The sequence below is a fragment of the Bradyrhizobium sp. 142 genome (genome assembly GCF_023074015.1).
Classification (GTDB): domain Bacteria; phylum Pseudomonadota; class Alphaproteobacteria; order Rhizobiales; family Xanthobacteraceae; genus Bradyrhizobium.
The window spans coordinates 113,843-134,003 of record NZ_JADPKQ010000322.1 but is presented as its reverse complement, the minus strand read 5'-3'; the positions used below and the strand labels follow the sequence as shown (position 1 = coordinate 134,003).

Genomic DNA, 20,161 nt, shown 5'->3' with positions numbered 1-20,161 from the left:
TGGTCCCGATCAGCGATGCAGCCACATGCGAATCGCAAGCAGCAATTGGTCGGTGTTCACGGGCTTGGCGAGGTAGTCGGACGCGCCGGCTTCCAGGCATTTCTCGCGGTCGCCCTTCATCGCCTTGGCGGTCAGCGCGATGATCGGCAGGCGGGCGAAGGCCGGATTCTCGCGAATAACACCGATGGTCTGATAGCCATCCATCTGCGGCATCATGATGTCCATTAGGACGATCGCGATTTCCGGATTGGACTCGGCCAAGGTTACTGCCTCTCTTCCGGTGGTCGCAGTCAACACCTTCATGCCCCGCCGTTCCAGCACGCTCGACAGTGCGAAGATGTTGCGGGCGTCGTCGTCGACGAGCAGCGCGGTCTTGCCGATCAGGTCCTCGTCGGAACTGTTCAATTTTTCCAGCATACGCTGTTTCTCGACCGGCAGCTCCGTGATCACGCGATGCAGGAACAGGGCGGTCTCGTCGAGCAGACGCTCCGGCGATTCCACGCCCTTCACCACGATGCTGCGCGCCATGGTGTGCAGCTCCGCATCTTCCTCCGCCGAGAGCTCGCGGCCGGTGAACACTACCACCGGAATGTTCGAGAGTGCATCGTCCTTGCGGATATGGTCCAGCACCTCGAAGCCGCTCATATCGGGAAGCCGCAGGTCGAGTACGATGCAATCGCAGGGTGCCTCACGCAGCATCGAGAGCGCATCGGCGCCGGTACCGGTCGTCACGATCTCGATGTCGTCGTGATCCAGCAGCTCGCGAATCGAGAGCTGTTCGGCTTCGTTGTCCTCGACGATCAGGAGCCGCTTGCGCCGCGGCCGCGCATATTCCTTGATCTGCGTCAGCGCCGCGGCGACGCCTTCGGTCGTCGTCGGCTTGTTCACGAAGGAGAAGGCGCCGCGGGCGAGCGCATGCTGACGGTCCTCGTCGAGCGTAATGATCTGCACCGGAATATGGCGCGTCAGCGGATTGTGCTTGAGCTGGCTCAGCACCGTCCAGCCGAGCATGTCGGGCAGGAAGACGTCGAGTGAGACGGCTCTCGGCTGATATTGCTTCGCAAGCTCAAGGGCCTCCGCGCCGCGTGCGGCGACCAGCACCTTGAATCCCTTGTCGCGGGCGAGATCGACCAGCACGCGCGCATAATGCGGGTCGTCCTCGACGATCAACAGGATGCTGTCACCGGGCTCGAGATTGAGCCGATCGTCGGGAAGCTGCTCGATGACACGCTCGGGCGCCGTCGCTGCCTGCTGAAGTGCCGGCGGTTGGCTGTATTGTTGTGGCGCGGCGCGCGGTGCAAGCGTCGGCCCTGAATATTTCAGTGGCAGATAGAGCGTGAAGGTCGAGCCCCTGCCAGGCGCGCTGCGCAGGTGGATTTCTCCGCCCAGCAGGCTTGCGAGCTCGCGGCTGATGGCAAGGCCAAGGCCGGTGCCGCCATATTTGCGGCTGGTGCCGGCGTCGGCCTGCTGGAACGCCTCGAAGATCAGCTTCTGCTTCTCCAGGGGGATGCCGATTCCGGTATCGGACACTTCGAACGCGATCACGGCCGGTGCGGTGTTCAGCACCGGATGATCCGTACTCCAGCCGCCGAGCACGGCGCCGACCTTCAACCGCACTTCGCCTTCGGCGGTGAACTTGAAGGCGTTGGAGAGCAGGTTCTTCAAGACCTGTTGCAGGCGCTTGGAGTCGGTGACGAGGCTGCGCGCGAGGTTCGGATCGACGTCGATCTTGAACGACAGGTTGCGATTCTCCGCCTCGTGCCGGAACGGCCGCCCGACGGTATCGAGCAGGTTCGCCGTCAGGATCTCCTCGGCGTCGACCGTCACCGTGCCGGACTCGATCTTGGAAAGATCGAGAATGTCGCTGATGAGGTTGAGCAGGTCGGTGCCGGCACCGTGGATGGTGCGGGCGAACTCGACCTGTTTGGCCGAGAGGTTGCCGTCCGGATTGTCCGTGAGCTGCTGGCCGAGGATGAGGATCGAGTTCAGCGGCGTGCGCAGCTCGTGGCTCATATTGGCCAGGAATTCGGACTTGTACTTCGAGGTCAGCGCGAGCTCGGTCGCCTTTTCCTCCAGCGCGCGGCGGGCCTGCTCGATCTCCTGGTTCTTGCGCTCGACCTCGACGTTGCGCTCGGCGAGCTGCTGCGCCTTCTGCTCGAGCTGGTCGTTGGTCTGCTGCAACTCGCGCTGCTGGGTCTGGAGCTCGCCGGCGAGCTGCTGCGACTGCTTGAGCAGGCCTTCGGTCTGCATCGTCGCCTCGATCGAGTTGAGCACGATGCCGATGGAATCGGTGAGCTGCTCCAGGAAGGTCATCTGCGAGGTCGTGAACGAGGCGAGCGAGGCGAGCTCGATCACGGCCTTGACCTGGCCTTCGAACAGGACCGGGAGCACCACGAGGTTTTTCGGTGCGACGCGGAGCAGCGCCGAATTGATCGGCACCACGTCGGCGGGAATGTCCGCGACCACGCGCGGGCGCCGGTCGAGCGCGCATTGGCCGATCAGCCCGTCGCCGAACTGCAGCACCTGCTGATACGGATAGACGCCGTCGCCGGCGTAGGAGGCGAGCAGGCGAAGCTGCGGGCTATCCTCGTTTTCGACCTGATAGATCACGCCGGTATGCGCGCTCACCAGCGGCGACAATTCGCTGAGCAGCAGCCGGCCCACAGTGGTGAGGTCGCGCTGGCCCTGAAGCATGTTGGTGAATTTGGCAAGGTTGGTCTTGAGCCAGTCCTGCTCGGTGTTCACGTCCGTCGTCAGACGGAGGTTCGTGATCATCGTGTTGATGTTGTCCTTCAGCTCCGCGACTTCGCCGCGGGCGTCGACCTGGATCGATCGGGTGAGGTCGCCCTTGGTCACCGCGGTCGCCACCTCAGCGATCGCGCGCACCTGCGAGGTGAGGTTGGCCGCCAGCAGGTTGACGTTGCCGGTGAGGTCCTTCCAGGTGCCGGCGGCGCCGGGCACGTTGGCCTGACCGCCGAGCCGGCCTTCGACGCCGACTTCGCGTGCCACCGACGTCACCTGGTCGGCGAAGGTCGCGAGCGTCTCCGTCATATTGTTGATGGTGTCGGCGAGCGCCGCGACCTCGCCCTTTGATTTCACGGTCAGGTTCTGCTTCAGATCGCCGTTGGCGACCGCGGTCACCACCTTGACGATGCCGCGGACCTGCTCGGTCAGGTTCGCCGCCATGAAATTGACGGTGTCGGTGAGATCTTTCCAGGTGCCGGCGACGCCCGGCACCTGCGCCTGGCCGCCGAGCTTGCCTTCGGTGCCGACCTCGCGGGCGACGCGGGTGACCTCGCCGGCGAAGGCGTTGAGCTGGTCCACCATGGTATTGATGGTGTTTTTCAGCTCCAGGATCTCGCCCTTCACGTCCACTGTGATCTTGCGCGACAAGTCGCCGCGCGCGACGGCGGTCGTGACTTCGGCGATGTTGCGGACCTGCGTGGTGAGGTTCGCAGCCAGCAGGTTGACGTTGTCGGTGAGGTCCTTCCAGGTGCCACCGACGCCGGGCACCACGGCCTGACCGCCGAGCCGGCCCTCGGTGCCGACCTCGCGGGCCACGCGCGTCACCTCGGCGGCGAAGGAGCGCAGCTGCTCGACCATGGTGTTCAGCGTGTCCTTCAGCAGAAGGATTTCGCCGCGCACGTCCACCGTGATCTTCTTCGACAGATCGCCGCCGGCGATGGCGGTCGCGACCTCGGCGATGTTGCGGACCTGAGCCGTCAGGTTCGAGGCCATGAAGTTGACGTTGTCGGTGAGGTCCTTCCAGGTGCCGGCGACGCCGGGCACCTCGGCCTGGCCGCCGAGCTTGCCTTCGGTGCCGACCTCGCGCGCCACGCGCGTCACTTCGCCGGCAAAACCGTTGAGCTGGTCCACCATGGTGTTGATGGTGTTCTTCAGCTCCAGGATTTCGCCGCGCACGTCGACGGTGATCTTGCGCGACAGGTCGCCGCGCGCCACGGCGGTGGTCACTTCGGCGATGTTGCGGACCTGGGCGGTGAGGTTGCCCGCCATCGAGTTGACGCTGTCGGTGAGATCCTTCCAGGTGCCGGCGACGCCGGGCACGTTGGCCTGACCGCCGAGCCGGCCTTCGGTGCCGACCTCGCGCGCCACGCGCGTCACCTCGCCCGCGAAGCGGTTGAGCTGGTCGACCATCGTGTTGAGGGTGTCCTTGAGCTGAAGGATTTCGCCGCGCACGTCGACGGTGATCTTGCGCGACAAGTCGCCGCCGGCGATGGCGGTCGCGACCTCGGCGATGTTGCGGACCTGAGCCGTGAGGTTGCCCGCCATCGAGTTCACGGAGTCTGTGAGATCCTTCCAGGTGCCGGCGACGCCGGGCACTTCGGCCTGGCCGCCGAGCTTGCCTTCAGTGCCGACCTCGCGCGCCACGCGCGTGACTTCGCCGGCAAAGGCGTTGAGCTGGTCGACCATGGTGTTGAGCGTTTCCTTCAACTGAAGGATTTCGCCCGAAACATTCACCGTGATCTTCTTCGACAGATCGCCTTTCGCGACGGCGGTGGCAACCTCGGCGATGTTGCGGACCTGGCCGGTCAGGTTCGAGGCCATCGAGTTGACCGAGTCGGTCAAGTCCTTCCAGGTACCGGCGACGCCACGCACCTGGGCCTGGCCGCCGAGCTTGCCTTCGGTGCCGACCTCGCGCGCGACGCGCGTGACTTCGCCGGCAAAGGCATTGAGCTGGTCCACCATCGTGTTGATGGTGTCCTTCAGCTCCAGAATTTCGCCGCGCACGTCCACGGTAATCTTCTTGGAGAGATCGCCGCCTGCGACTGCCGTGGTCACCTCGGCGATATTGCGGACCTGCGCGGTCAGGTTCGACGCCATCGAGTTGACGCTTTCGGTCAGGTCCTTCCAGGTGCCGGCGACGCCAAGCACGTTGGCCTGGCCGCCGAGCCGCCCCTCGGTGCCGACCTCACGCGCCACGCGCGTGACTTCGCCCGCGAAGGCGTTGAGCTGGTCGACCATGGTGTTGAGCGTTTCCTTCAACTGAAGGATCTCGCCAGACACGTTCACGGTGATCTTCTTCGACAGGTCGCCGCCGGCGATCGCGGTGGCGACGTCGGCGATGTTGCGGACCTGCGCGGTCAGGTTCGACGCCATGAAGTTGACGTTGTCGGTGAGGTCCTTCCAGGTTCCGGCCACACCGGGCACCTGGGCCTGGCCGCCGAGCTTGCCCTCGGTCCCGACCTCGCGCGCCACGCGCGTCACTTCCGAGGCGAACGAGTTGAGCTGGTCCACCATGGTATTGATGGTATCCTTCAGCTCCAGAATCTCGCCGCGCACGTCCACGGTGATCTTGCGGGACAAGTCGCCGCGCGCCACGGCGGTGGTGACGTTGGCGATGTTGCGCACCTGCGCGGTGAGGTTGCCGCACATCGCATTGACGGAATCGGTCAAGTCTTTCCAGGTGCCGGCGACGCCGGGCACGATCGCCTGGCCGCCGAGCTTGCCGTCGGTGCCGACCTCTCGCGCCACGCGCGTCACTTCGGAGGCGAAGGAGCGCAGCTGGTCCACCATCGTGTTGATGGCTTCCTTGAGCTGGAGGATCTCGCCGCGGACATCGACGGTGATCTTCTTGGACAAGTCGCCGTTGGCGACCGCGATCGTCACCTCGGCAATGTTCCGAACCTGGTTGGTCAGGTTGTTCGCCATCGAGTTGACGCTCTCGGTCAGATCCTTCCAGACGCCGGTCACTTCCGGCACCTGCGCCTGTCCGCCGAGCTTGCCTTCGGTGCCGACCTCGCGCGCAACGCGCGTCACCTCGGAGGTGAACACGCCGAGCTGCTTGATCATGGTGTTGACGATGGTCGCCGACTGCAGAAATTCGCCGCGAAGGGGGCGACCCTCGACGTCGAGCTTGACGGTCTGAATCAGGTCGCCTTGCGCGACGGCTGCGACCGCGCGCGTGACCTCGCGGGTCGGCCACAACAGGTCGTCGATCAGCGTGTTGACCGAGCCTTCCATATCGGCCCAGGAGCCCGAGGCCAGCCCGAACTTCACGCGCTGCCGCGTCTTGCCTTCGCGCCCCACCACCTGGCCGACCAGTTCGAGCTGCTGCGCCATCCGCTGGTTGGCGGCGATGATTTCATTAAAAGTGTCGGCGATCTTGCCGTCGATGCCAAGATAGTCGCCGCTCATGCGCACGGAAAAATCGCCGCTGCGCATTGCCTGCAATGCGAGCAGCAATTCCGGCCGGGAATCCGGGTCCGACGCATCGTTGATTTTTGGCTTTGGGACGCGACGACCGGAGCGTGATGCAGTTCCGGGATCGAGGTCGCTCATCTGATTCCCCCGCAGGCGTCGGCCAAATCCGGCCAGACGCAATTGTCAAACTAGAGCGTCAGCCAAATTCGAAATCAAGCGCCAAGGTTGCGGCGCGCGAAAATGGAACCTGCTCTGCTCAGCCCAATTGCGATAACGGTGAGGGAGGACGTCGGTTCCATTTCTTTCAGAAGAAGTCTCCGTCCCGCAGGTGCCCTGGATAGAGGCCCTCCGGAACAGAGCACAGGCCCTGCGGTTAGCCCGCAAAACATGGAGAGACGCATGCGAGCCGTGTTTGCCGCGATTATCGTCAGCTTGTTCGCCGCCGGATCGGCGCTGGCGCAGGGGGGCGCACCCAGCGGCCGCGGGGCCGTTACCGGTGATCCCGCCGCAAGTTCCGCAACCCCGCGCGCCGATTCGCCCACGACAGGCGCGGCGACAAGGCCGAGCCCGAGCGGCAGCGGCACTTCGACCTCGGGCGGCAAGGATGACAATGGCGATGCGGGCCGTGACAAGATGCCCGAGAGCGACCGTACGGTGCGCCCCGAAAGCCAACAGCGGCATTCGGACGACAAATGATCGCGGCTACTTGTCGGCCATCGTGCGCTCCGCGTCCTTGACCTGGCCGCGCAGCCTGGGCAGCTGTTCGCGCGCGAAGGCGGCCAGTGCGGGATTGTCCGGCCCGTTCAGATAGTGCTCGAGCAGGGTGATAACGGACTCATATTCGGGGATTTGCGCGGCATAGAAGCTTCTGACGTAAGTTGGTCCGTCCGAGGCTTCGCGCTCGACGAGGCTGGCGCCGGGCGCGGTCTTGCAGGCGTGTGGCTCGGCACCAATCGCTTGCTGAATTTCCTTCAGCGCCTTGTCGCGCTTGGCTGCCTCCTCGACTCGCAAGGCGGCAAGATTTTTGACCTCCGCATTGCCCTGCAGGTCGGTGCCCTCCAACAGGTCCTGCTGAAAGTGGCTGAAGGCGTAGAGGCTGCTGACGACGTCGTTCGCGGTCGGCGTGCGCTCCCTAGGCGTTCGCTCGCCGATGTTGTCCGCAAGCGCCGCCGTGCCGATGAATGCCAAGACGATCACGACAAGAACTCGCATGACTATCCAATGGCCGATGGCGCGCGAAGTTCCGCGAAGATTACGATCTGGTAGGGCGGTTGCGGGACCGAGGTTCCGGCCCCATGTTTTTAGTATGAAGCAATCAGAGATCTTCAGAGATAACGCCGAAAACTGCCTGCAGCTCGCCGAACGCGCGGAAGGGCAACCAAGCTACAAGCGCTATTCGCGCATGGCGGAGGCCTGGATGGCGCTCGCGAACGAGCAGGACTGGCTCGATGGCGAAATCCCGCCCGTTACGGACCGCGTCCCCCACAAGCAGGATGTGTGAGCGCTCACGCTTGCGCGAAACTCCGTGTCCTCACGGAATGAAGGCGACAAATCCACGATGATTAGGGAATAGTCGATCTGATTTTCGGTTCCAGAAGGAGGATTTGCGATGGCTCCACGTCTAGCCCTTCTCTCACTCATCCTCGCCTTCGGCGTCTCCGTCGCGTTCGCGACGGTGACCACCGTGCGGCAAGTGCATCTGGCGAGTACACCGGCCACGGTGCGCGCGGCCCACAGCTAGCAACAAGTCGCTCTCGCACGGGCCGGAACCTTCGACACGCCGGCGCGTAAGCGCTTCCAGACATCAGAGGAGGCGAGAGGACATCATGGTCCATTCCGATCAAGGCATCGTCAGAGACAAGCGCGGTGAACAGCAGCCGCGCGATAAGCAGCGTGCGCAGAGTGTGCACAAGTCGGGGCCGAAGGGTTCGCCCTCGCGAGAGGCGACACGCGATCCCAAGCTGAACGACGACAGCAAGACGCCCGGCTCAGGCATGACACCGGATGATTCCGACGGCGCGCCGAGCGGCTAGTTCTCACGAGGAACGAATCCGCGCGCGGAGAGTCGAAGGTTTGCTTCCGGCTGTCATGCCCCCGGTGCGCCGGAAGCAGTCTCCAAGGGCGGTCCTGGCACACCTGTGCCGGGGCCGTTTGCTTATGAAAATCTCCGATCCCATTCAGTCTTCCGTGTCGCCCGGCTGAGCTCGATTGCCCCGGATGTGCCCGTCGGCCCCCCGCCCGAACACGCCATAATTGCTTGATTTGATCCCTGGTGGGCCGTCGGGGACGGCACCGGCAAGCCCGATCTTGAGAAGCTCGCGGACCGCTGCGGCACGCGTCGGCATACGATGCTTGAAGCGGAAATCATCGACTGCGGCCAACTCTTCCGGCGAGAGCATGACCTGGAGGCGCTCGGCGCGAAGATCATTCATGACTCACCACATCGAAGGTGCAGATTGAGTAGTTTACTCAACCGCCTAACCTGACGCGGGTTCCACAAAAGTCGGAAAGAGCATTAAATTAGTAAAATAATCCAATAAAATCAATAGTTTGTGTGTTGGGGAGGTGCGAGGACTGATGCATGCTGCGGGAAAGGGAATGGAGACTCACCATGACGGATGAAGTCAGGTTACCCCGCAAGCTTTCCGAAGAACCGGAAGCACCCAAGCCGGTGCGTGCGAGCCATCAGAAGGTTATCGAGCAAGTGGAGCGCTGGGCCAATAGCCCGGGCCTGCAACCGCCGGAGCCCCAACCGCCGGAGGAGCGAAATGCGTAAGCGGTCGATGCCACACACATTCATGGAGCGTATCGAGGCGCAGAAATGCCGGCTTGAACGTCAGTTGGCGAACCTGCCGGATGGCAAGCAGCGCGACGCCGTTGCTGCGCGGCTCGAGCAGTTTCGCGCCGCGGCCGAGATGCACGAATTTCTGTCGTCACGGGAGGTGGTGGGGGTTCTTCGCTGATGGTGGCCAGCGCCCGCACCGTCGCGCACGATGGGACACGATGCGGAGCTTCCGCCTGAGCCACCACGCCGACACTGAGACAACGGCCCATGCCGTCAGGGCTGCGGCGAAGGCGCCAAGGACGCTTGCAGTTGCGGTGAGATAGAAAACGGCAGCGAATGCCACAAGACCGATACTTCCCCAGGCAGCGCCGGCCGCATCGAGCGCAGCCGCCTCTTGCCCGCGCCGCCGACCGCTGAGACCGGCCTTTTCCTTGGTGCGGCGCTCATGGCTTTCTACCAGCGTGGCGCTGGCGCAGAAGATGGCGGGAAGCGCGAGGAAGAGACCACCGACAGACACACCGAAGTTCGCACCCAGGGCACCTGTGAGCACGGTCGCCAAGCCGCCCAGCAGGAAGCGAACGCCATACTCGTACCAGCGAGTCTGTTCCAGCGCGGAGAGTGACAGCTTGACCGGCATCAGGCCGCCCCTCCCAGGCCCGCGAGCAGTCCGAAGGCGACCGCAAGCCACACGGTCAAAGCGAGGGTGGTAGCCGGCAACGCATTCAGACGGTATCGCATCAACAGATGGCAGACGACGACGCTGTAGCAGCCGAGGGCAACAGCGCCATAGATCATGGTCCAGCTTTCGGCGGCGGCATAGTGAGATCCGTGCCGGACGACGGCGATGCCAAGCGTGGCCAGCGCGACGGAAGGGGCGGCGCCCAGGAGGCCGGCAAAGCTCTTCGGCCTGAACATGTCGCCGAGGATCGCGAACGCGGAGACGATCACGCCGCCGGCAATGAAGCGCACGATATATTCGGTCATGACCGTGCCTGTGACTTGTCTTGCCGGCTGCGCGATTCTTGCCGGCTGCGTGACTTTGCCAGCGTCAATGGCCGCACGAGTCTTTCCACGACAGCGCCGAGCGCGAAGCCTGCCACCACGTCGCTCGTCCAATGCGCGAGCAGCGCAATCCGCGTCAGCGAAAGCGCGACCGCAACCGAGCGCACCACGCGCCGCGGCGTCGGCGGCAGCAAGCCCGCCGCCGAGGCAAGTGCGCCCATATGAACGGCGTGGCCGGAGGGGAAGGCGTCGCGCGGCTGTCCGGAGACAGGGACGCCCTTTTGATGTCCGCGTACTGTCAACCGGTCCGGCCTGGTCTGATCGAACATGGATTTCAGGACATGTGGCAGCAAGGCGGTCGCCAGCGAAACAGTCAGAACGTGGTTGGCGATGCGGCGCTGCCGCGGCTGCACAAGGTGGGCATAGAGCCACCCGGCCGCAGCCAGCGCGAGCAGCACGTGCTCGTCAGCGCCCCAGGTCAGGGTCTGTGCGGTGCGCTCGATGCCTGAATTGGTGTGCACCGCGATTTCGTTCGCGATGGCTGTGTCGATGCGGGTGGGTCTGACCTCTACTAACGCCATCGTTCTGCGGTGAACTATCCTTAATGATCCTCTTGTAAAGCTTCAGTGACAATGAAGGTTCCTCGCCGGCGCGCCGCACTCCTGCGGCCCCGATCGCGACGACGGTTGGCCAGCTCCGCCGGAAGCGCCATACACTTGGCCGGTGGCATAGCTGGCGTCAGCCGCCGCAAGCTGCAGGTAGATCGAGGCGAGCTCGACTGGCTGGCCCGGACGGCCAAGCGGCGTCATGCCGCCGAATTTCTCGAGCTTCTCCATCGTCGCCCCGCCGGACACCTGGAGTGGAGTCCAGATCGGTCCCGGCGCGACGCCATTGACCCGGATGCCCTTCGAGGCGAGTTGCTTTGCCAGCGATTTCACATAATTCGTCGTTGCGGCCTTGGTCTGCGCGTAATCGTAGAGATCCGGCGAGGGATCGTAGGCCTGTTCGGACGTCGTGCCGATGATGCAGGCGCCGGGCTTCAGATGCGGCAGCGCCGCCTTGATGATCCAGAACGGAGCGTAGACGTTGGTTCTCATGGTCGCGTCGAAATCCTCCGACGTGACCTCGAGGATCGAGGCCCGCGTCTGTTGCCGCGCCGCGTTGTTGACGACGATATCGAGCCCGCCCAGCCCCTGCACGGCCTCTTCGACCAGCTTCTTGCAGAATGCCTCGTCCCTGAGATCGCCGGGGATGGCGAGGCCGTTGCGCCCCTCCTTCTTGACCAGCGCGATCACCTCCTGCGCATCAGGCTCTTCGGCCGGGTGATAATTGATGGCGACGTCGGCGCCTTCGCGCGCGTACGCAATCGCGGCCGCGCGCCCCATGCCGGAATCGCCGCCGGTGATCAGCGCCTTGCGGCCGGCCAGGCGGCCGGAGCCTCTGTAGCTGGTCTCGCCATGGTCCGGGCGCGGCTCCATCTTGCCGGCAAGACCGGGCCAGGGCTGCGACTGCTTCTTGAAGGGGGGCTTCGGGTAGCGGCTGACGGGATCGATCGGGTCCTGCTCGGCCATGGACGTATTTCCTTTCGCTGTTGAAGAGGTCAGCGAAGCCGCAGCAAGCGTTGCGCTCGCCGCATGAACGACGCGCCGGCGGGATATCGAGGGTCTGGTTTGATCGGCCATGATCGTCTCCGAGAACGTTGCGCTTCAACGTGCGGAGACGGCGATCGTTGCTAGGTCGAGGAGGATGCTGGATGCCCGGCGTCCTCAGACAATTCTTGCTTGAACTGTTCTGACTTGGACTGTCCGACGCTCGGCGCCTTGCCGAGTTCCTTGGCCATGTCGAGATGATGCTTGAGCGCCGGCAGCGTCTTGCCGGCCCAATCCTTCAGCTCGGCATTGTCGCCGCCCTTGGCGTAACGGTCGAACAGCGAGACTGCGTCTTCATGCGCGCTGACCTGATAAGAGTTGTAATCCGAGCTGAAGTCCTTTCCGTTCGCGCTCTTGAGCTTGTCGAGCTTGCTCTGATGCGAGCTGTCGAGCGCCGTCGGCACGGTCGCCTGAACCTTGCCGTTGCCGAACAGGCCTTTCAGCTCGGTGTTGGTCTTGGTATGATCGGTTACCATCTGCTGCGCGAAGGATTTTTCCTGCGCGTTGCCCTTCTGCTCGGCGAGCTTGCTCGATTCGATCTCGAACATGTCGCTGATGGCGACTTCCTTGACGAAATCGGCGGTGGTTGGTGCGACGCCGAGCGCTGAATTGATGCCGGTCTTCTCGCCGACTGATTGGGCAAGCGCGGGGCCTGCAAGAAGCACGCAAGCAAAAGCGATGATGGTTCGTTTCATGGGCGGTTCTCCGAGGTGACTGCGCAGCCGCGCTGCGCGTCGTTGCGCCGATCAACACGGTGCAAAGTCGGACGTTCCTAACCGGCTAGTCGGTTCGATTGCGGCCGGTGCGCGGATTGATCGGGTCGGTCGGCTCGCGCCGAAGTCTCTCCGGCAGGAATGCCTCGGCGGACGAAGCGGAGGGCGCCGAGCGAACGTCGGCATGACGCTGCGCCCGCTCGTGCGGTGTCTGGTTGGGGTTGATCTGCCGCTTCACGTCGACGCCATCAACGGGATCGTTGACGCCGTGCTGGATGTCGCGAAAGTCGCTCATGGTTCACTCCTTTCCGGGCAGGATCGACTCGAGCATCTGCCGTGCCGCTCCCTTGATCACCCCGGCTTCGTTCGGATCGCCCTTCATCAGTGCGAGCGAGAAGTTTTTCGCCTGCTGCAACGTGACGTGTGGCGGCAGCGGCGTCTCGGCCGCGCCGCCGACGAGGCCGACCTCCATGGGAAGCCGCGCCTGGACGAAGCCGATCTTGCCGTCGGCGCGTTGAAGCGCGCCGAATATGCCGTTGATGCCATCTCCGGGATAGCCAAAGATGTGGCGCACGCCCCATTGATGCAGACGCTGGACGATGAAGTCGGAGACGGTGTGGGTCATCGCGAGTGGCTCCCTGGTGTGACGATCGAGAACCCTCCGTCTCCGGTGATGTTCCTCAACTCTCGCGGAACATGCGCCGGAACGATCGCTCGTTTGTCCGGGTTATCTTTACTTAGGCTGAGTGGGAGAAAATGAGATGTTGAATCGAGGCGAACTGGACCAAAACGAGATGGGCCGGTTGATCGGTAGCGACAAGGTCGAGGGAACATCGGTCTATGGCGCCGATCGCAACAAGATCGGCTCGATCGAGCGCGTGATGATCGACAAGATCAGCGGCAAGGTGTCCTACGCCGTGCTCGGCTTTGGCGGATTTCTGGGGCTCGGTAACGACCACTATCCGTTGCCCTGGCAGTCGCTGAAATATGACACCGAGCTCGGAGGATACATCATCGGCATCACCACCAAGGAGCTGAGCCGCGCACCGAAATATAGCGAAAAGGGCGAGTGGAACTGGGGGGACGACGCGGCGGTGCGCGGGATCAACGCCTATTACGGCGTTCCCTTCCCTTAGGGATCACCGAGGAACACGCGATGAGCAAGGAAAAGCCTACCGACGATCCGCGGCGCCAGAGTGACTGGGGATCGCACCGCCAGACGGACAAGCCCTGGAAGGGCAATCCGGAGAAGGAGCAGGGATCGGACGACGAGGTCAAGCCCGATCTCGAAAAATGGCATCAGACGAAGACGCACTGAGCAAGGCGCCGAGGCGCTCGAGATGGGCGCGGCACGCACGGGCCCGCGCTTCTTTTTTGGCCAATGCAATCACGAATGACGGTAATGCCGGCCGCAGTCGGAACCTTGCTTTGACGCTGGCGGTTAGGCTCGCGGCGAGCGCGCCGGCCTTGGCCGCCCTGCCGGTTTAGTCCCGAGAAAGGGTGTTCGCCGTGGATGCTCAGACACGGGAGCGTGGGCCGTCTGCGGAGCAGCCGCAGAGGGCGAAGGACGCTCCGAAAGCGTCTCCCGATCAGATCCACAATGCCAACGACCAGAAGCAGGCGACGCCGCCGCTGCGCGAGCGGCTTCGCGAACATTGGCTGCTCGCAACCCTCGGCGCCACCTTGCTGATCGCGGCCCTGGTCGGCGGCCTGCTCTACTGGCTGGAGATCCGCCACTATGAATCCACCGATGACGCTTTCGTCGCCGCGCGCAGCTTTTCCGTGGCTTCGAAGGTTGGTGGTTACGTCACCGACGTCCTTGTCACGGACAACCAGCATGTCAATGCCGGCGACTTGCTGGCCAAGATCGACGAGCGCGACTACCGCATCGCCGTCGATCAGGCCGCGGCGCAGGTCGAGGCCTCCAAGGCCAACATCGCTAATCTTGATGCGCAGATCGACTCGCAGCGCGAGCAGATCAAGCAGGCGCAGGCGCAGCTCGAACAGGCCCAGGCCCAGCTCCGGTTCTCGCAGGAGGAATTTGCGCGCGCCGAGGATCTTGCCGAGAAGGGCGCCGGCACCGTGCAGCGCCAGCAGCAGACCCGTTCCGACCTTCAGGCGCAGCAGGCCAATACCGAGCGCGCCAAGACGGCGGTGACCGCGGCCGAGCTCGGCATCAAGACGCTCCAGGCCCAGCTCGAGGGCGCCAAGGCGCAGCTCGGGCAGTCGCAGGCGCAACTCGATCAGGCCAAGCTGAACCTGCAATATACCAACGTCGTCGCGGCGCAGTCTGGCCGCGTCGTCAAGCTGAGCGGGGCCAAGGGCACCTTCGTCACGGCGGGACAGAGCCTGATGATGTTCGTCCCCGACGAGGTGTGGATCGTCGCCAACTACAAGGAAACCCAACTCAACGACATGCGGCCCGGCCAAACCGTCGAGATCCGCATCGATGCTTATCCCGGCCGCGAGCTCACCGGCCATGTCGATTCCGTGCAGCCGGGCTCGGGCACCGCGTTCAGCCTGCTGCCGGCGGAGAACGCCACCGGCAACTTCGTCAAGGTGGTGCAGCGTGTGCCGGTGAAGATCGCGGTCGACAACTGGCCGGCCGATCTGCCGGTCGGCCCGGGCATGTCGGTCGTGCCCTGGACGAGGGTGCGGTGACCGAGGTCGCGCAAGGCAGCGCAGGTGGCTGGTCGCCGGAGCGCTCGGCGGCCGGCGGGCACAATCCGTATCTGATCGCGTTCGTCGTCTCGATCGCGACTTTCATGGAGGTGCTCGACACCACCATCGCCAACGTTGCGCTGCGCCACATCGCCGGCGGGCTCGCGGTCGGCATCGACGAGAGCACCTACGTCATCACCAGCTACCTCGTCGCCAACGCCATCGTGCTGTCGATCTCGGGCTGGCTCTCGACCGTGATCGGCCGCAAGCGCTTCTATATGATCTGCGTCGCGACCTTTTCGGTGGCCTCGCTGTTGTGCGGCCTCGCCTGGAGTTTGCAGGCGCTTGTGTTGTTCCGGATTCTGCAGGGGCTGGGCGGCGGTGGCATGGCGACCAGCGAGCAAGCAATCCTCGCTGATTCTTTTCCGCCGCAAAAACGCGGCCAAGCGTTTGCGATCTATGGCGTCGCAGTCGTGGTCGCCCCAGTGATTGGCCCGACGCTCGGCGGCTGGATTACCGACACCTACTCCTGGCACTGGGTGTTCCTGATCAACGTGCCGATGGGTCTGATCTCGCTGTTCCTGGTCGGCACGCTGGTCAAGGAGCCGTCGGGCGCGGAAGAGGAGAGGGCGGAGCTGCTGAGCAAAGGCCTGCGCGTCGACTACATCGGCTTCCTGCTGGTCGCGATTGGGCTCGGCTCGCTCGAATTCGTCCTTGACGAAGGCCAGCGCAATGATTGGTTCGGATCGAACATGATCCTGTCCTTTGCACTGCTTGCCGCCTTCTGCCTGCTCGCATTGATCCCGTGGGAGTTGATGCGGGATGATCCCATCGTCGACATTCGCCTGCTCGGCAGGCGCCAGTTCGGGTCCTGTTTCCTGGTCATGCTTGGCACATTTGCCGTGCTGATCTCAACAACGCAGCTATTGCCCCAGCTTTTGCAGACGGAGCTGGGCTATACCGCCATGCTCGCGGGACTGGTGCTGTCGCCGAGCGGCGTCGTGACGATGATGTTGATGCCGGCGGCGGGACGACTGGTCACGATAGTGCAGCCGAAATATCTGATCATGTTCGGCGCTGCGACTGCCGCACTTTCGATGTGGCATCTGACCGGGCTTACCGGGGACATCACCTACGGCTACGCCGCGCTGGCGCGAATCTATCTCGCGGTCGCTCTTCCCTTCCTATTCCTTCCGGTGACAACGGCATCCTATGACGGCTTGCCACCCGAGAAGACCAACCAGGCCTCCGCCCTGATCAATGTCGCCCGCAACATCGGTGGCTCGATGGGCGTGGCGCTGGCGCAAACGCTCTTGGCGCAGCGCCAGCAATTCCATCAGAGCCGCCTGATCGAGCACGCCGCGCCGTCCGATCTCGGCTATCAGCAAACCATCGACGCCATGACGCGCTTCTTCCAGGCCCAAGGCTCGAACGCAACGGATGCTGCCTCGCAGGCGATCGCCTGGATCGGCCAGACCCTCCAGCGGCAGATCGATCTTCTTGCTTATATCGACGTGTTCTGGACGCTTGCCGTTATTGCGGCGTTGTTGATCCCGATTGCCGCGGTCATCCGGCCGATCGATTTGCGCGCGCCAGCGCGCCGCCATTGATGTCTCCGTCGGTGACGGACCCGTATTGGGAGCTCTATCGGTAGTCGAGGAGCGCCTGGACCGTGGAGATGGAGATCGGGCCGTTCCGAGAGAGGTGGTGACCGCGGCGCAAAAGTCTGGCTAGACTGATCCCAACGCGAACCAAAGCTCCGGGAGGGCCCTGCGTGAAGACTGCGATCACCGAACTGTTCGGCATCGAGCACCCCATCATCCAGGGCGGTATGCATTTCGTCGGCTTTGCCGACCTGGCCGCCGCCGTCTCCAACGCCGGCGGGCTCGGCATCATCACCGGCCTCACGCAGAGGACGCCGGAGCTGCTGGCCAAGGAGATCGCGCGCTGCCGCGACATGACCGACAAGCCGTTCGGCGTGAACCTCACCTTTCTGCCGGCCTTCTCCGCGCCGCCCTATCCGGAATACATCGCGGCGATCGTCGAAGGCGGCGTCAAGGCCGTGGAAACCGCGGGCCGCAGCCCGGAAGCTTATATGCCGGCCCTGAAGGCGGCAGGCATCAAGGTGATCCACAAGTGCACCTCGGTACGCCATTCGCTGAAGGCCGAGCGGATCGGCTGCGACGCCGTCAGCGTCGACGGTTTCGAGTGCGGCGGTCATCCCGGCGAAGACGACATCCCCAACATGATCCTGCTGCCGCGCGCGGCCGAGGAATTGAAGATCCCGTTCATTGCCTCCGGCGGCATGGCCGACGGGCGCAGCCTCGTCGCGGCACTGTCGCTGGGCGCGGCCGGCATGAACATGGGCACGCGCTTCATCGCCACCAAGGAAGCGCCGGTGCATCAGAACGTGAAGAACGCGCTGGTCGCGGCGACCGAGCTCGACACAAGGCTGATCATGCGCAGCTTGCGCAACACCGAACGTGTGCTCAAGAACGCCAATGTCGATCGCCTGCTCGAGATCGAGCGCGAGAAGGGCGCCAAGCTCACGATCGACGACATCCACGATCAGGTCGCCGGCGTCTATCCCAAAATCATGCTGGAAGGACAGATGGATGCCGGGGCCTGGAGCTGTGGCATGGTCGCGGGTCTGATCCACGACATCCCTTCCTGCAAGGAACTCGTCGATCGCATCATGGATGAGGCCGAAACCATCATCCGCAGCCGCCTGATGGGGTTCTTGGACGGGACGGGTGCGGCGCGAAAGGTCGCCTGAAACCGTCAAACTTCTTAACCACGGCGGCACTGGCCCGCTGGAATTGCGCGCGGCGCCTCCTAAATAGGGGTAAATTACCTCTTTCATAATCAATTTCAGGAGGCGTCCGTGGTCCTGAAGAGCGTTCATTTTGCTGTTGCCGTTGCCCTCATACTCGCAGCGGGCGGCGTCGCGCGCGCTGACGACTACAAGCCTGACGAATATCTCGGCCTTGATCTCTCCAAGGCGGTGCTGTCGCCGAAGCGGCTCGGGCCCGAGACGCGGTTCGCGCCGCTCGCCCTCGAAGCGCGCGGCGGCAATGACGCGCAAGCGCGCATCGAACCGATGGACGTACCGAAGAAGGTTGTCGCCGAACGCGTGCACGTACCGGAGCCGAAGGTCGCGCACGCCAAGCCCTCGCAGCCGCGCGGCGCGGCCCGCACCAAGCTCGCACGTCGCCACGCCAATCCGCTGGATGCGCAGGCAAGGGATACCCGCATCCAGACCTGGCCGTGCCGGTCCGGCGGCATCTGCAACTGGCGCTGAGCGAACCGTTGCTGATGGTTCACCTCGCCCCGCTTGCGGGGAGAGATCGGATTGCATTGAAGACGCAAGCCGGGTGAGGGGGACTCTCCACGAGTCCGTCTGTCACCTCCCTTGCGGAGACTCTCCCTCACCCCAACCCTCTCCATGCAAGCGGGGCGAGGGAGTAGACCATCGCCTCAGCTCAGCCCGTCATCTACGCGTCGCAAAACCGTAGGCGTGGAGTCAACAAACCGTAAGCTGGGAGTCAAGGAGCGCAGGCACCTTCCGTCACGATTCGACGAAGGTCTCCTGAATGGCAACGCTCCGCGCGCAGCGCGCATGGACCCGGCGGCAGTTTTTGGTCCGCTCCACCTCCAGCCTCGCCGTCGCCTCGCTGGGCACGCTCGCAAGTCCGTCCATCAGCCGCGCCGCCGACCGCCCGCAGATCGCGGGCGGCATCCAGTCCGGCGATGTCTCTGACGGCTCTGCAATCGTCTGGGCCCGCGCCGACCGGGCCGCGCGGATGCAGGTGGAGTGCGCGACCGTCGAAAGCTTCAGGACAATCATCGCGTCAGCGTCGGGTGATGCGACGCCGGAGGCCGACTTCGCCTCAAAACTGCTATTGAACGATCTGCCGGCCGGCCAGGATATCTTCTATCGCGTGCGGTTCGACGACATCGCGACCGGCATTGCCGGCGAAAGTCGCGTCGGCCATTTCCGTACCGCGCCGGCCGCGGGGCAGTCGATCTCTTTCGTCTGGTCCGGCGACACCGCGGGGCAGGGCTGGGGCATCGACGTCTCGCGCGGCGGCTATCGCAGCTATCGCACCATGCTCGATAACCGCCCGGACTTCTTCATCCACTCCGGCGATCACATTTACGCCGACTGCACGATTCCCGCTGAACAGAAGCTCCCGAACGGCGAGACTTGGCGCAATGTCGTGACCGAGGAAAAATCGAAAGTCGCGTACACGGTGGCGCAATTCCGCGGCAACTACAAATACAACCATCTCGATGAGAATTTCCGCGCCTTCCACGCGCAAGTGCCGATGTTCGCGCAGTGGGACGATCACGAGGTCACCAACGATTGGTCGCCGGCCGGCAGCTACGACGACGCCGGCTTTGAGGACGACGGCACGCCGCGCCTGGTCGCGCGGGCGCGCCGCGCCTTCTTCGACTTCATGCCGATCCGCGACATCGGCGCGCGGAAGGGTCGGGTCTATCGCAAGATCGGCTACGGCCCGCTGCTCGACGTCTTCATGATCGACATGCGCAGCTTTCGCGATGACAGCTGGAACAAAGGCGACGACCATCGCGGCTGGATTTTGGGCGCCGAGCAACTGGCCTGGCTGAAGCGCGAGCTCGCCGCCTCGCGCGCGACCTGGAAGGTGATCGCGGCCGATTTGCCGATCGGCCTGATCAGTCTCGATGCGGTCGCGCTCGGCGACGGGGCGCCCGACCGGCGCGAGCATGAGATCGCGGATCTGCTGGCATCGATCAAGCGCGCAGGCGTCCGCAACGTCGTCTGGTTCACGGCTGACATGCACTACACTGCCGCGCACTATTACGATCCGAACAAAGCCCAATTCCAGGATTTCGATCCGTTCTGGGAGTTCGTCTCCGGCCCGCTGCATGCCGGCACTTGGGGGCCGGGCGAGCTCGACGACACCTTCGGTCCGGTCGCGATGTATCAGAACGGATGCAGTGAAGCGCAGGGCGAGAACCTCGCGCCGTGCTTCGGCTTGCAGTTCTTCGGCAAGGTCGACATCGACGGCGCGACCGGCGTCATGACGGTGACGCTGAAGGACGTCGACAACCGCGATCTCTGGTCGGTCGAGATCGTACCGCAGCCGCAGGCGCGTCCGGCTGTGGTGGCGCAGCATTCGTGAGGCACGGGTAACTCGCTCCGC

22 protein-coding genes and 1 pseudogene are annotated in these 20,161 nt (G+C 64.0%); 13 read left to right on the top strand and 10 right to left on the bottom strand.

Features of this window, described 5'->3' with window-relative positions:
• Positions 1-9: 9 nt before the first annotated feature.
• Entirely contained in the window at positions 10-6,300 is a 6,291-nt protein-coding gene (locus IVA82_RS29820; RefSeq protein WP_247493663.1) for a HAMP domain-containing protein, read from the bottom strand.
• A gap of 261 nt (positions 6,301-6,561) precedes the next feature.
• Between IVA82_RS29820 and IVA82_RS29815 the strand changes: the two genes are divergently transcribed.
• The gene (locus IVA82_RS29815; RefSeq protein ID WP_247383013.1) at positions 6,562-6,858 is read left to right on the top strand and encodes a hypothetical protein; all 297 of its coding nucleotides are present in this window, start codon (positions 6,562-6,564) and stop codon (positions 6,856-6,858) included.
• Between the two features lie 6 nt (positions 6,859-6,864).
• Here the strand turns inward: IVA82_RS29815 and IVA82_RS29810 are convergent, their stop codons facing one another.
• On the bottom strand, positions 6,865-7,374 hold the full coding sequence (locus tag IVA82_RS29810; protein WP_247383012.1) for a DUF4142 domain-containing protein: 510 nt from the start codon (positions 7,372-7,374) through the stop codon (positions 6,865-6,867).
• A gap of 94 nt (positions 7,375-7,468) precedes the next feature.
• Here IVA82_RS29810 and IVA82_RS29805 point away from each other — a divergent pair, with 94 nt between their 5' ends.
• The 3 genes from IVA82_RS29805 (at position 7,469) to IVA82_RS29800 (ending at position 8,195) form a co-directional block, all read left to right on the top strand.
• Positions 7,469-7,663 (top strand): hypothetical protein, encoded by a 195-nt coding sequence (locus IVA82_RS29805; RefSeq protein ID WP_247383011.1) that lies wholly within the window; start codon positions 7,469-7,471, stop codon positions 7,661-7,663.
• A gap of 108 nt (positions 7,664-7,771) precedes the next feature.
• Positions 7,772-7,903: a hypothetical protein gene (locus IVA82_RS48625; RefSeq protein ID WP_256469734.1), complete on the top strand. Its 132-nt coding sequence runs from the start codon at positions 7,772-7,774 to the stop codon at positions 7,901-7,903.
• A gap of 85 nt (positions 7,904-7,988) precedes the next feature.
• Entirely contained in the window at positions 7,989-8,195 is a 207-nt protein-coding gene (locus IVA82_RS29800) for a hypothetical protein (RefSeq protein WP_247383010.1), read from the top strand.
• A gap of 144 nt (positions 8,196-8,339) precedes the next feature.
• Here IVA82_RS29800 and IVA82_RS29795 read toward each other — a convergent pair whose 3' ends face one another.
• Positions 8,340-8,594 (bottom strand): hypothetical protein, encoded by a 255-nt coding sequence (locus tag IVA82_RS29795; protein ID WP_148741604.1) that lies wholly within the window; start codon positions 8,592-8,594, stop codon positions 8,340-8,342.
• A gap of 179 nt (positions 8,595-8,773) precedes the next feature.
• On the opposite strand from IVA82_RS29795, the gene IVA82_RS29790 reads away from it, so the two are divergent.
• Positions 8,774-8,938, top strand: coding sequence for a hypothetical protein (locus IVA82_RS29790; protein WP_247383008.1), 165 nt, complete (start codon positions 8,774-8,776; stop codon positions 8,936-8,938).
• 22 nt (positions 8,939-8,960) lie between these two features.
• Positions 8,961-9,125, top strand: coding sequence for a hypothetical protein (locus tag IVA82_RS29785; protein ID WP_247383007.1), 165 nt, complete (start codon positions 8,961-8,963; stop codon positions 9,123-9,125).
• Here IVA82_RS29785 and IVA82_RS29780 read toward each other — a convergent pair.
• The 7 genes and pseudogenes from IVA82_RS29780 to IVA82_RS29750 form a co-directional block, all read right to left on the bottom strand.
• Complete coding sequence (locus IVA82_RS29780; RefSeq protein WP_247383006.1) at positions 9,096-9,584, bottom strand: DUF3147 family protein; 489 nt, start codon at positions 9,582-9,584, stop codon at positions 9,096-9,098. The genes IVA82_RS29785 and IVA82_RS29780 overlap by 30 nt on opposite strands.
• The gene (locus IVA82_RS29775) at positions 9,584-9,931 is read right to left on the bottom strand and encodes a DUF3147 family protein (RefSeq protein ID WP_148741608.1); all 348 of its coding nucleotides are present in this window, start codon (positions 9,929-9,931) and stop codon (positions 9,584-9,586) included. The genes IVA82_RS29780 and IVA82_RS29775 overlap by 1 nt, the downstream gene beginning before the upstream one ends.
• Complete coding sequence (locus IVA82_RS29770; RefSeq protein ID WP_247383005.1) at positions 9,928-10,530, bottom strand: phosphatase PAP2 family protein; 603 nt, start codon at positions 10,528-10,530, stop codon at positions 9,928-9,930. The genes IVA82_RS29775 and IVA82_RS29770 overlap by 4 nt, the downstream gene beginning before the upstream one ends.
• A gap of 42 nt (positions 10,531-10,572) precedes the next feature.
• The gene (locus IVA82_RS29765) at positions 10,573-11,631 is read right to left on the bottom strand and encodes an SDR family oxidoreductase (protein ID WP_276578021.1); all 1,059 of its coding nucleotides are present in this window, start codon (positions 11,629-11,631) and stop codon (positions 10,573-10,575) included.
• 50 nt (positions 11,632-11,681) lie between these two features.
• Positions 11,682-12,293 (bottom strand): DUF4142 domain-containing protein, encoded by a 612-nt coding sequence (locus IVA82_RS29760; RefSeq protein ID WP_247383003.1) that lies wholly within the window; start codon positions 12,291-12,293, stop codon positions 11,682-11,684.
• A gap of 85 nt (positions 12,294-12,378) precedes the next feature.
• The gene (locus tag IVA82_RS29755; protein ID WP_247383002.1) at positions 12,379-12,606 is read right to left on the bottom strand and encodes a hypothetical protein; all 228 of its coding nucleotides are present in this window, start codon (positions 12,604-12,606) and stop codon (positions 12,379-12,381) included.
• Between the two features lie 183 nt (positions 12,607-12,789).
• Positions 12,790-12,936 (bottom strand): annotated as a pseudogene (locus IVA82_RS29750) (thiamine pyrophosphate-binding protein); the annotation flags it as partial.
• A gap of 136 nt (positions 12,937-13,072) precedes the next feature.
• Between IVA82_RS29750 and IVA82_RS29745 the strand changes: the two are divergent.
• From IVA82_RS29745 to IVA82_RS29715, 7 genes are all read left to right on the top strand, one after another.
• The gene (locus tag IVA82_RS29745; RefSeq protein ID WP_247383001.1) at positions 13,073-13,447 is read left to right on the top strand and encodes a PRC-barrel domain-containing protein; all 375 of its coding nucleotides are present in this window, start codon (positions 13,073-13,075) and stop codon (positions 13,445-13,447) included.
• 20 nt (positions 13,448-13,467) lie between these two features.
• On the top strand, positions 13,468-13,629 hold the full coding sequence (locus IVA82_RS29740; RefSeq protein WP_247383000.1) for a hypothetical protein: 162 nt from the start codon (positions 13,468-13,470) through the stop codon (positions 13,627-13,629).
• A 191-nt stretch (positions 13,630-13,820) separates the two neighbouring features.
• Entirely contained in the window at positions 13,821-14,972 is a 1,152-nt protein-coding gene (locus IVA82_RS29735) for an HlyD family secretion protein (protein ID WP_247382999.1), read from the top strand.
• Positions 14,969-16,582, top strand: a complete 1,614-nt coding sequence (locus tag IVA82_RS29730) for a DHA2 family efflux MFS transporter permease subunit (protein ID WP_247382998.1) — start codon at positions 14,969-14,971, stop codon at positions 16,580-16,582. The genes IVA82_RS29735 and IVA82_RS29730 overlap by 4 nt, the downstream gene beginning before the upstream one ends.
• A 164-nt stretch (positions 16,583-16,746) precedes the next feature.
• Positions 16,747-17,748, top strand: coding sequence for a nitronate monooxygenase family protein (locus IVA82_RS29725; protein ID WP_247382997.1), 1,002 nt, complete (start codon positions 16,747-16,749; stop codon positions 17,746-17,748).
• Between the two features lie 108 nt (positions 17,749-17,856).
• Positions 17,857-18,273 carry a hypothetical protein gene (locus tag IVA82_RS29720; RefSeq protein ID WP_247382995.1) on the top strand — a complete coding sequence of 139 codons (417 nt, stop codon included), beginning with the start codon at positions 17,857-17,859 and terminating at the stop codon, positions 18,271-18,273.
• A 292-nt stretch (positions 18,274-18,565) separates the two neighbouring features.
• A complete protein-coding gene (locus IVA82_RS29715; RefSeq protein WP_247382993.1) occupies positions 18,566-20,140 on the top strand; it encodes an alkaline phosphatase D family protein in 1,575 nt (524 codons plus the stop codon).
• Positions 20,141-20,161 lie beyond the last annotated feature (21 nt).

Coding starts and splice junctions, on each gene's coding strand:
- IVA82_RS29765 (WP_276578021.1), bottom strand. CDS start 11,631: ATGGCCGATCAAACCAGACCCTCGATATCCCGCCGGCGCGTCGTTCAT.
- IVA82_RS29790 (WP_247383008.1), top strand. CDS start 8,774: ATGACGGATGAAGTCAGGTTACCCCGCAAGCTTTCCGAAGAACCGGAA.
- IVA82_RS29820 (WP_247493663.1), bottom strand. CDS start 6,300: ATGAGCGACCTCGATCCCGGAACTGCATCACGCTCCGGTCGTCGCGTC.
- IVA82_RS29755 (WP_247383002.1), bottom strand. CDS start 12,606: ATGAGCGACTTTCGCGACATCCAGCACGGCGTCAACGATCCCGTTGAT.
- IVA82_RS29745 (WP_247383001.1), top strand. CDS start 13,073: ATGTTGAATCGAGGCGAACTGGACCAAAACGAGATGGGCCGGTTGATC.
- IVA82_RS29815 (WP_247383013.1), top strand. CDS start 6,562: ATGCGAGCCGTGTTTGCCGCGATTATCGTCAGCTTGTTCGCCGCCGGA.
- IVA82_RS29740 (WP_247383000.1), top strand. CDS start 13,468: ATGAGCAAGGAAAAGCCTACCGACGATCCGCGGCGCCAGAGTGACTGG.
- IVA82_RS29805 (WP_247383011.1), top strand. CDS start 7,469: ATGAAGCAATCAGAGATCTTCAGAGATAACGCCGAAAACTGCCTGCAG.
- IVA82_RS29785 (WP_247383007.1), top strand. CDS start 8,961: ATGGAGCGTATCGAGGCGCAGAAATGCCGGCTTGAACGTCAGTTGGCG.
- IVA82_RS29715 (WP_247382993.1), top strand. CDS start 18,566: ATGGCAACGCTCCGCGCGCAGCGCGCATGGACCCGGCGGCAGTTTTTG.
- IVA82_RS29795 (WP_148741604.1), bottom strand. CDS start 8,594: ATGAATGATCTTCGCGCCGAGCGCCTCCAGGTCATGCTCTCGCCGGAA.
- IVA82_RS29810 (WP_247383012.1), bottom strand. CDS start 7,374: ATGCGAGTTCTTGTCGTGATCGTCTTGGCATTCATCGGCACGGCGGCG.
- IVA82_RS29770 (WP_247383005.1), bottom strand. CDS start 10,530: ATGGCGTTAGTAGAGGTCAGACCCACCCGCATCGACACAGCCATCGCG.
- IVA82_RS29760 (WP_247383003.1), bottom strand. CDS start 12,293: ATGAAACGAACCATCATCGCTTTTGCTTGCGTGCTTCTTGCAGGCCCC.
- IVA82_RS29800 (WP_247383010.1), top strand. CDS start 7,989: ATGGTCCATTCCGATCAAGGCATCGTCAGAGACAAGCGCGGTGAACAG.
- IVA82_RS48625 (WP_256469734.1), top strand. CDS start 7,772: ATGGCTCCACGTCTAGCCCTTCTCTCACTCATCCTCGCCTTCGGCGTC.
- IVA82_RS29775 (WP_148741608.1), bottom strand. CDS start 9,931: ATGACCGAATATATCGTGCGCTTCATTGCCGGCGGCGTGATCGTCTCC.
- IVA82_RS29780 (WP_247383006.1), bottom strand. CDS start 9,584: ATGCCGGTCAAGCTGTCACTCTCCGCGCTGGAACAGACTCGCTGGTAC.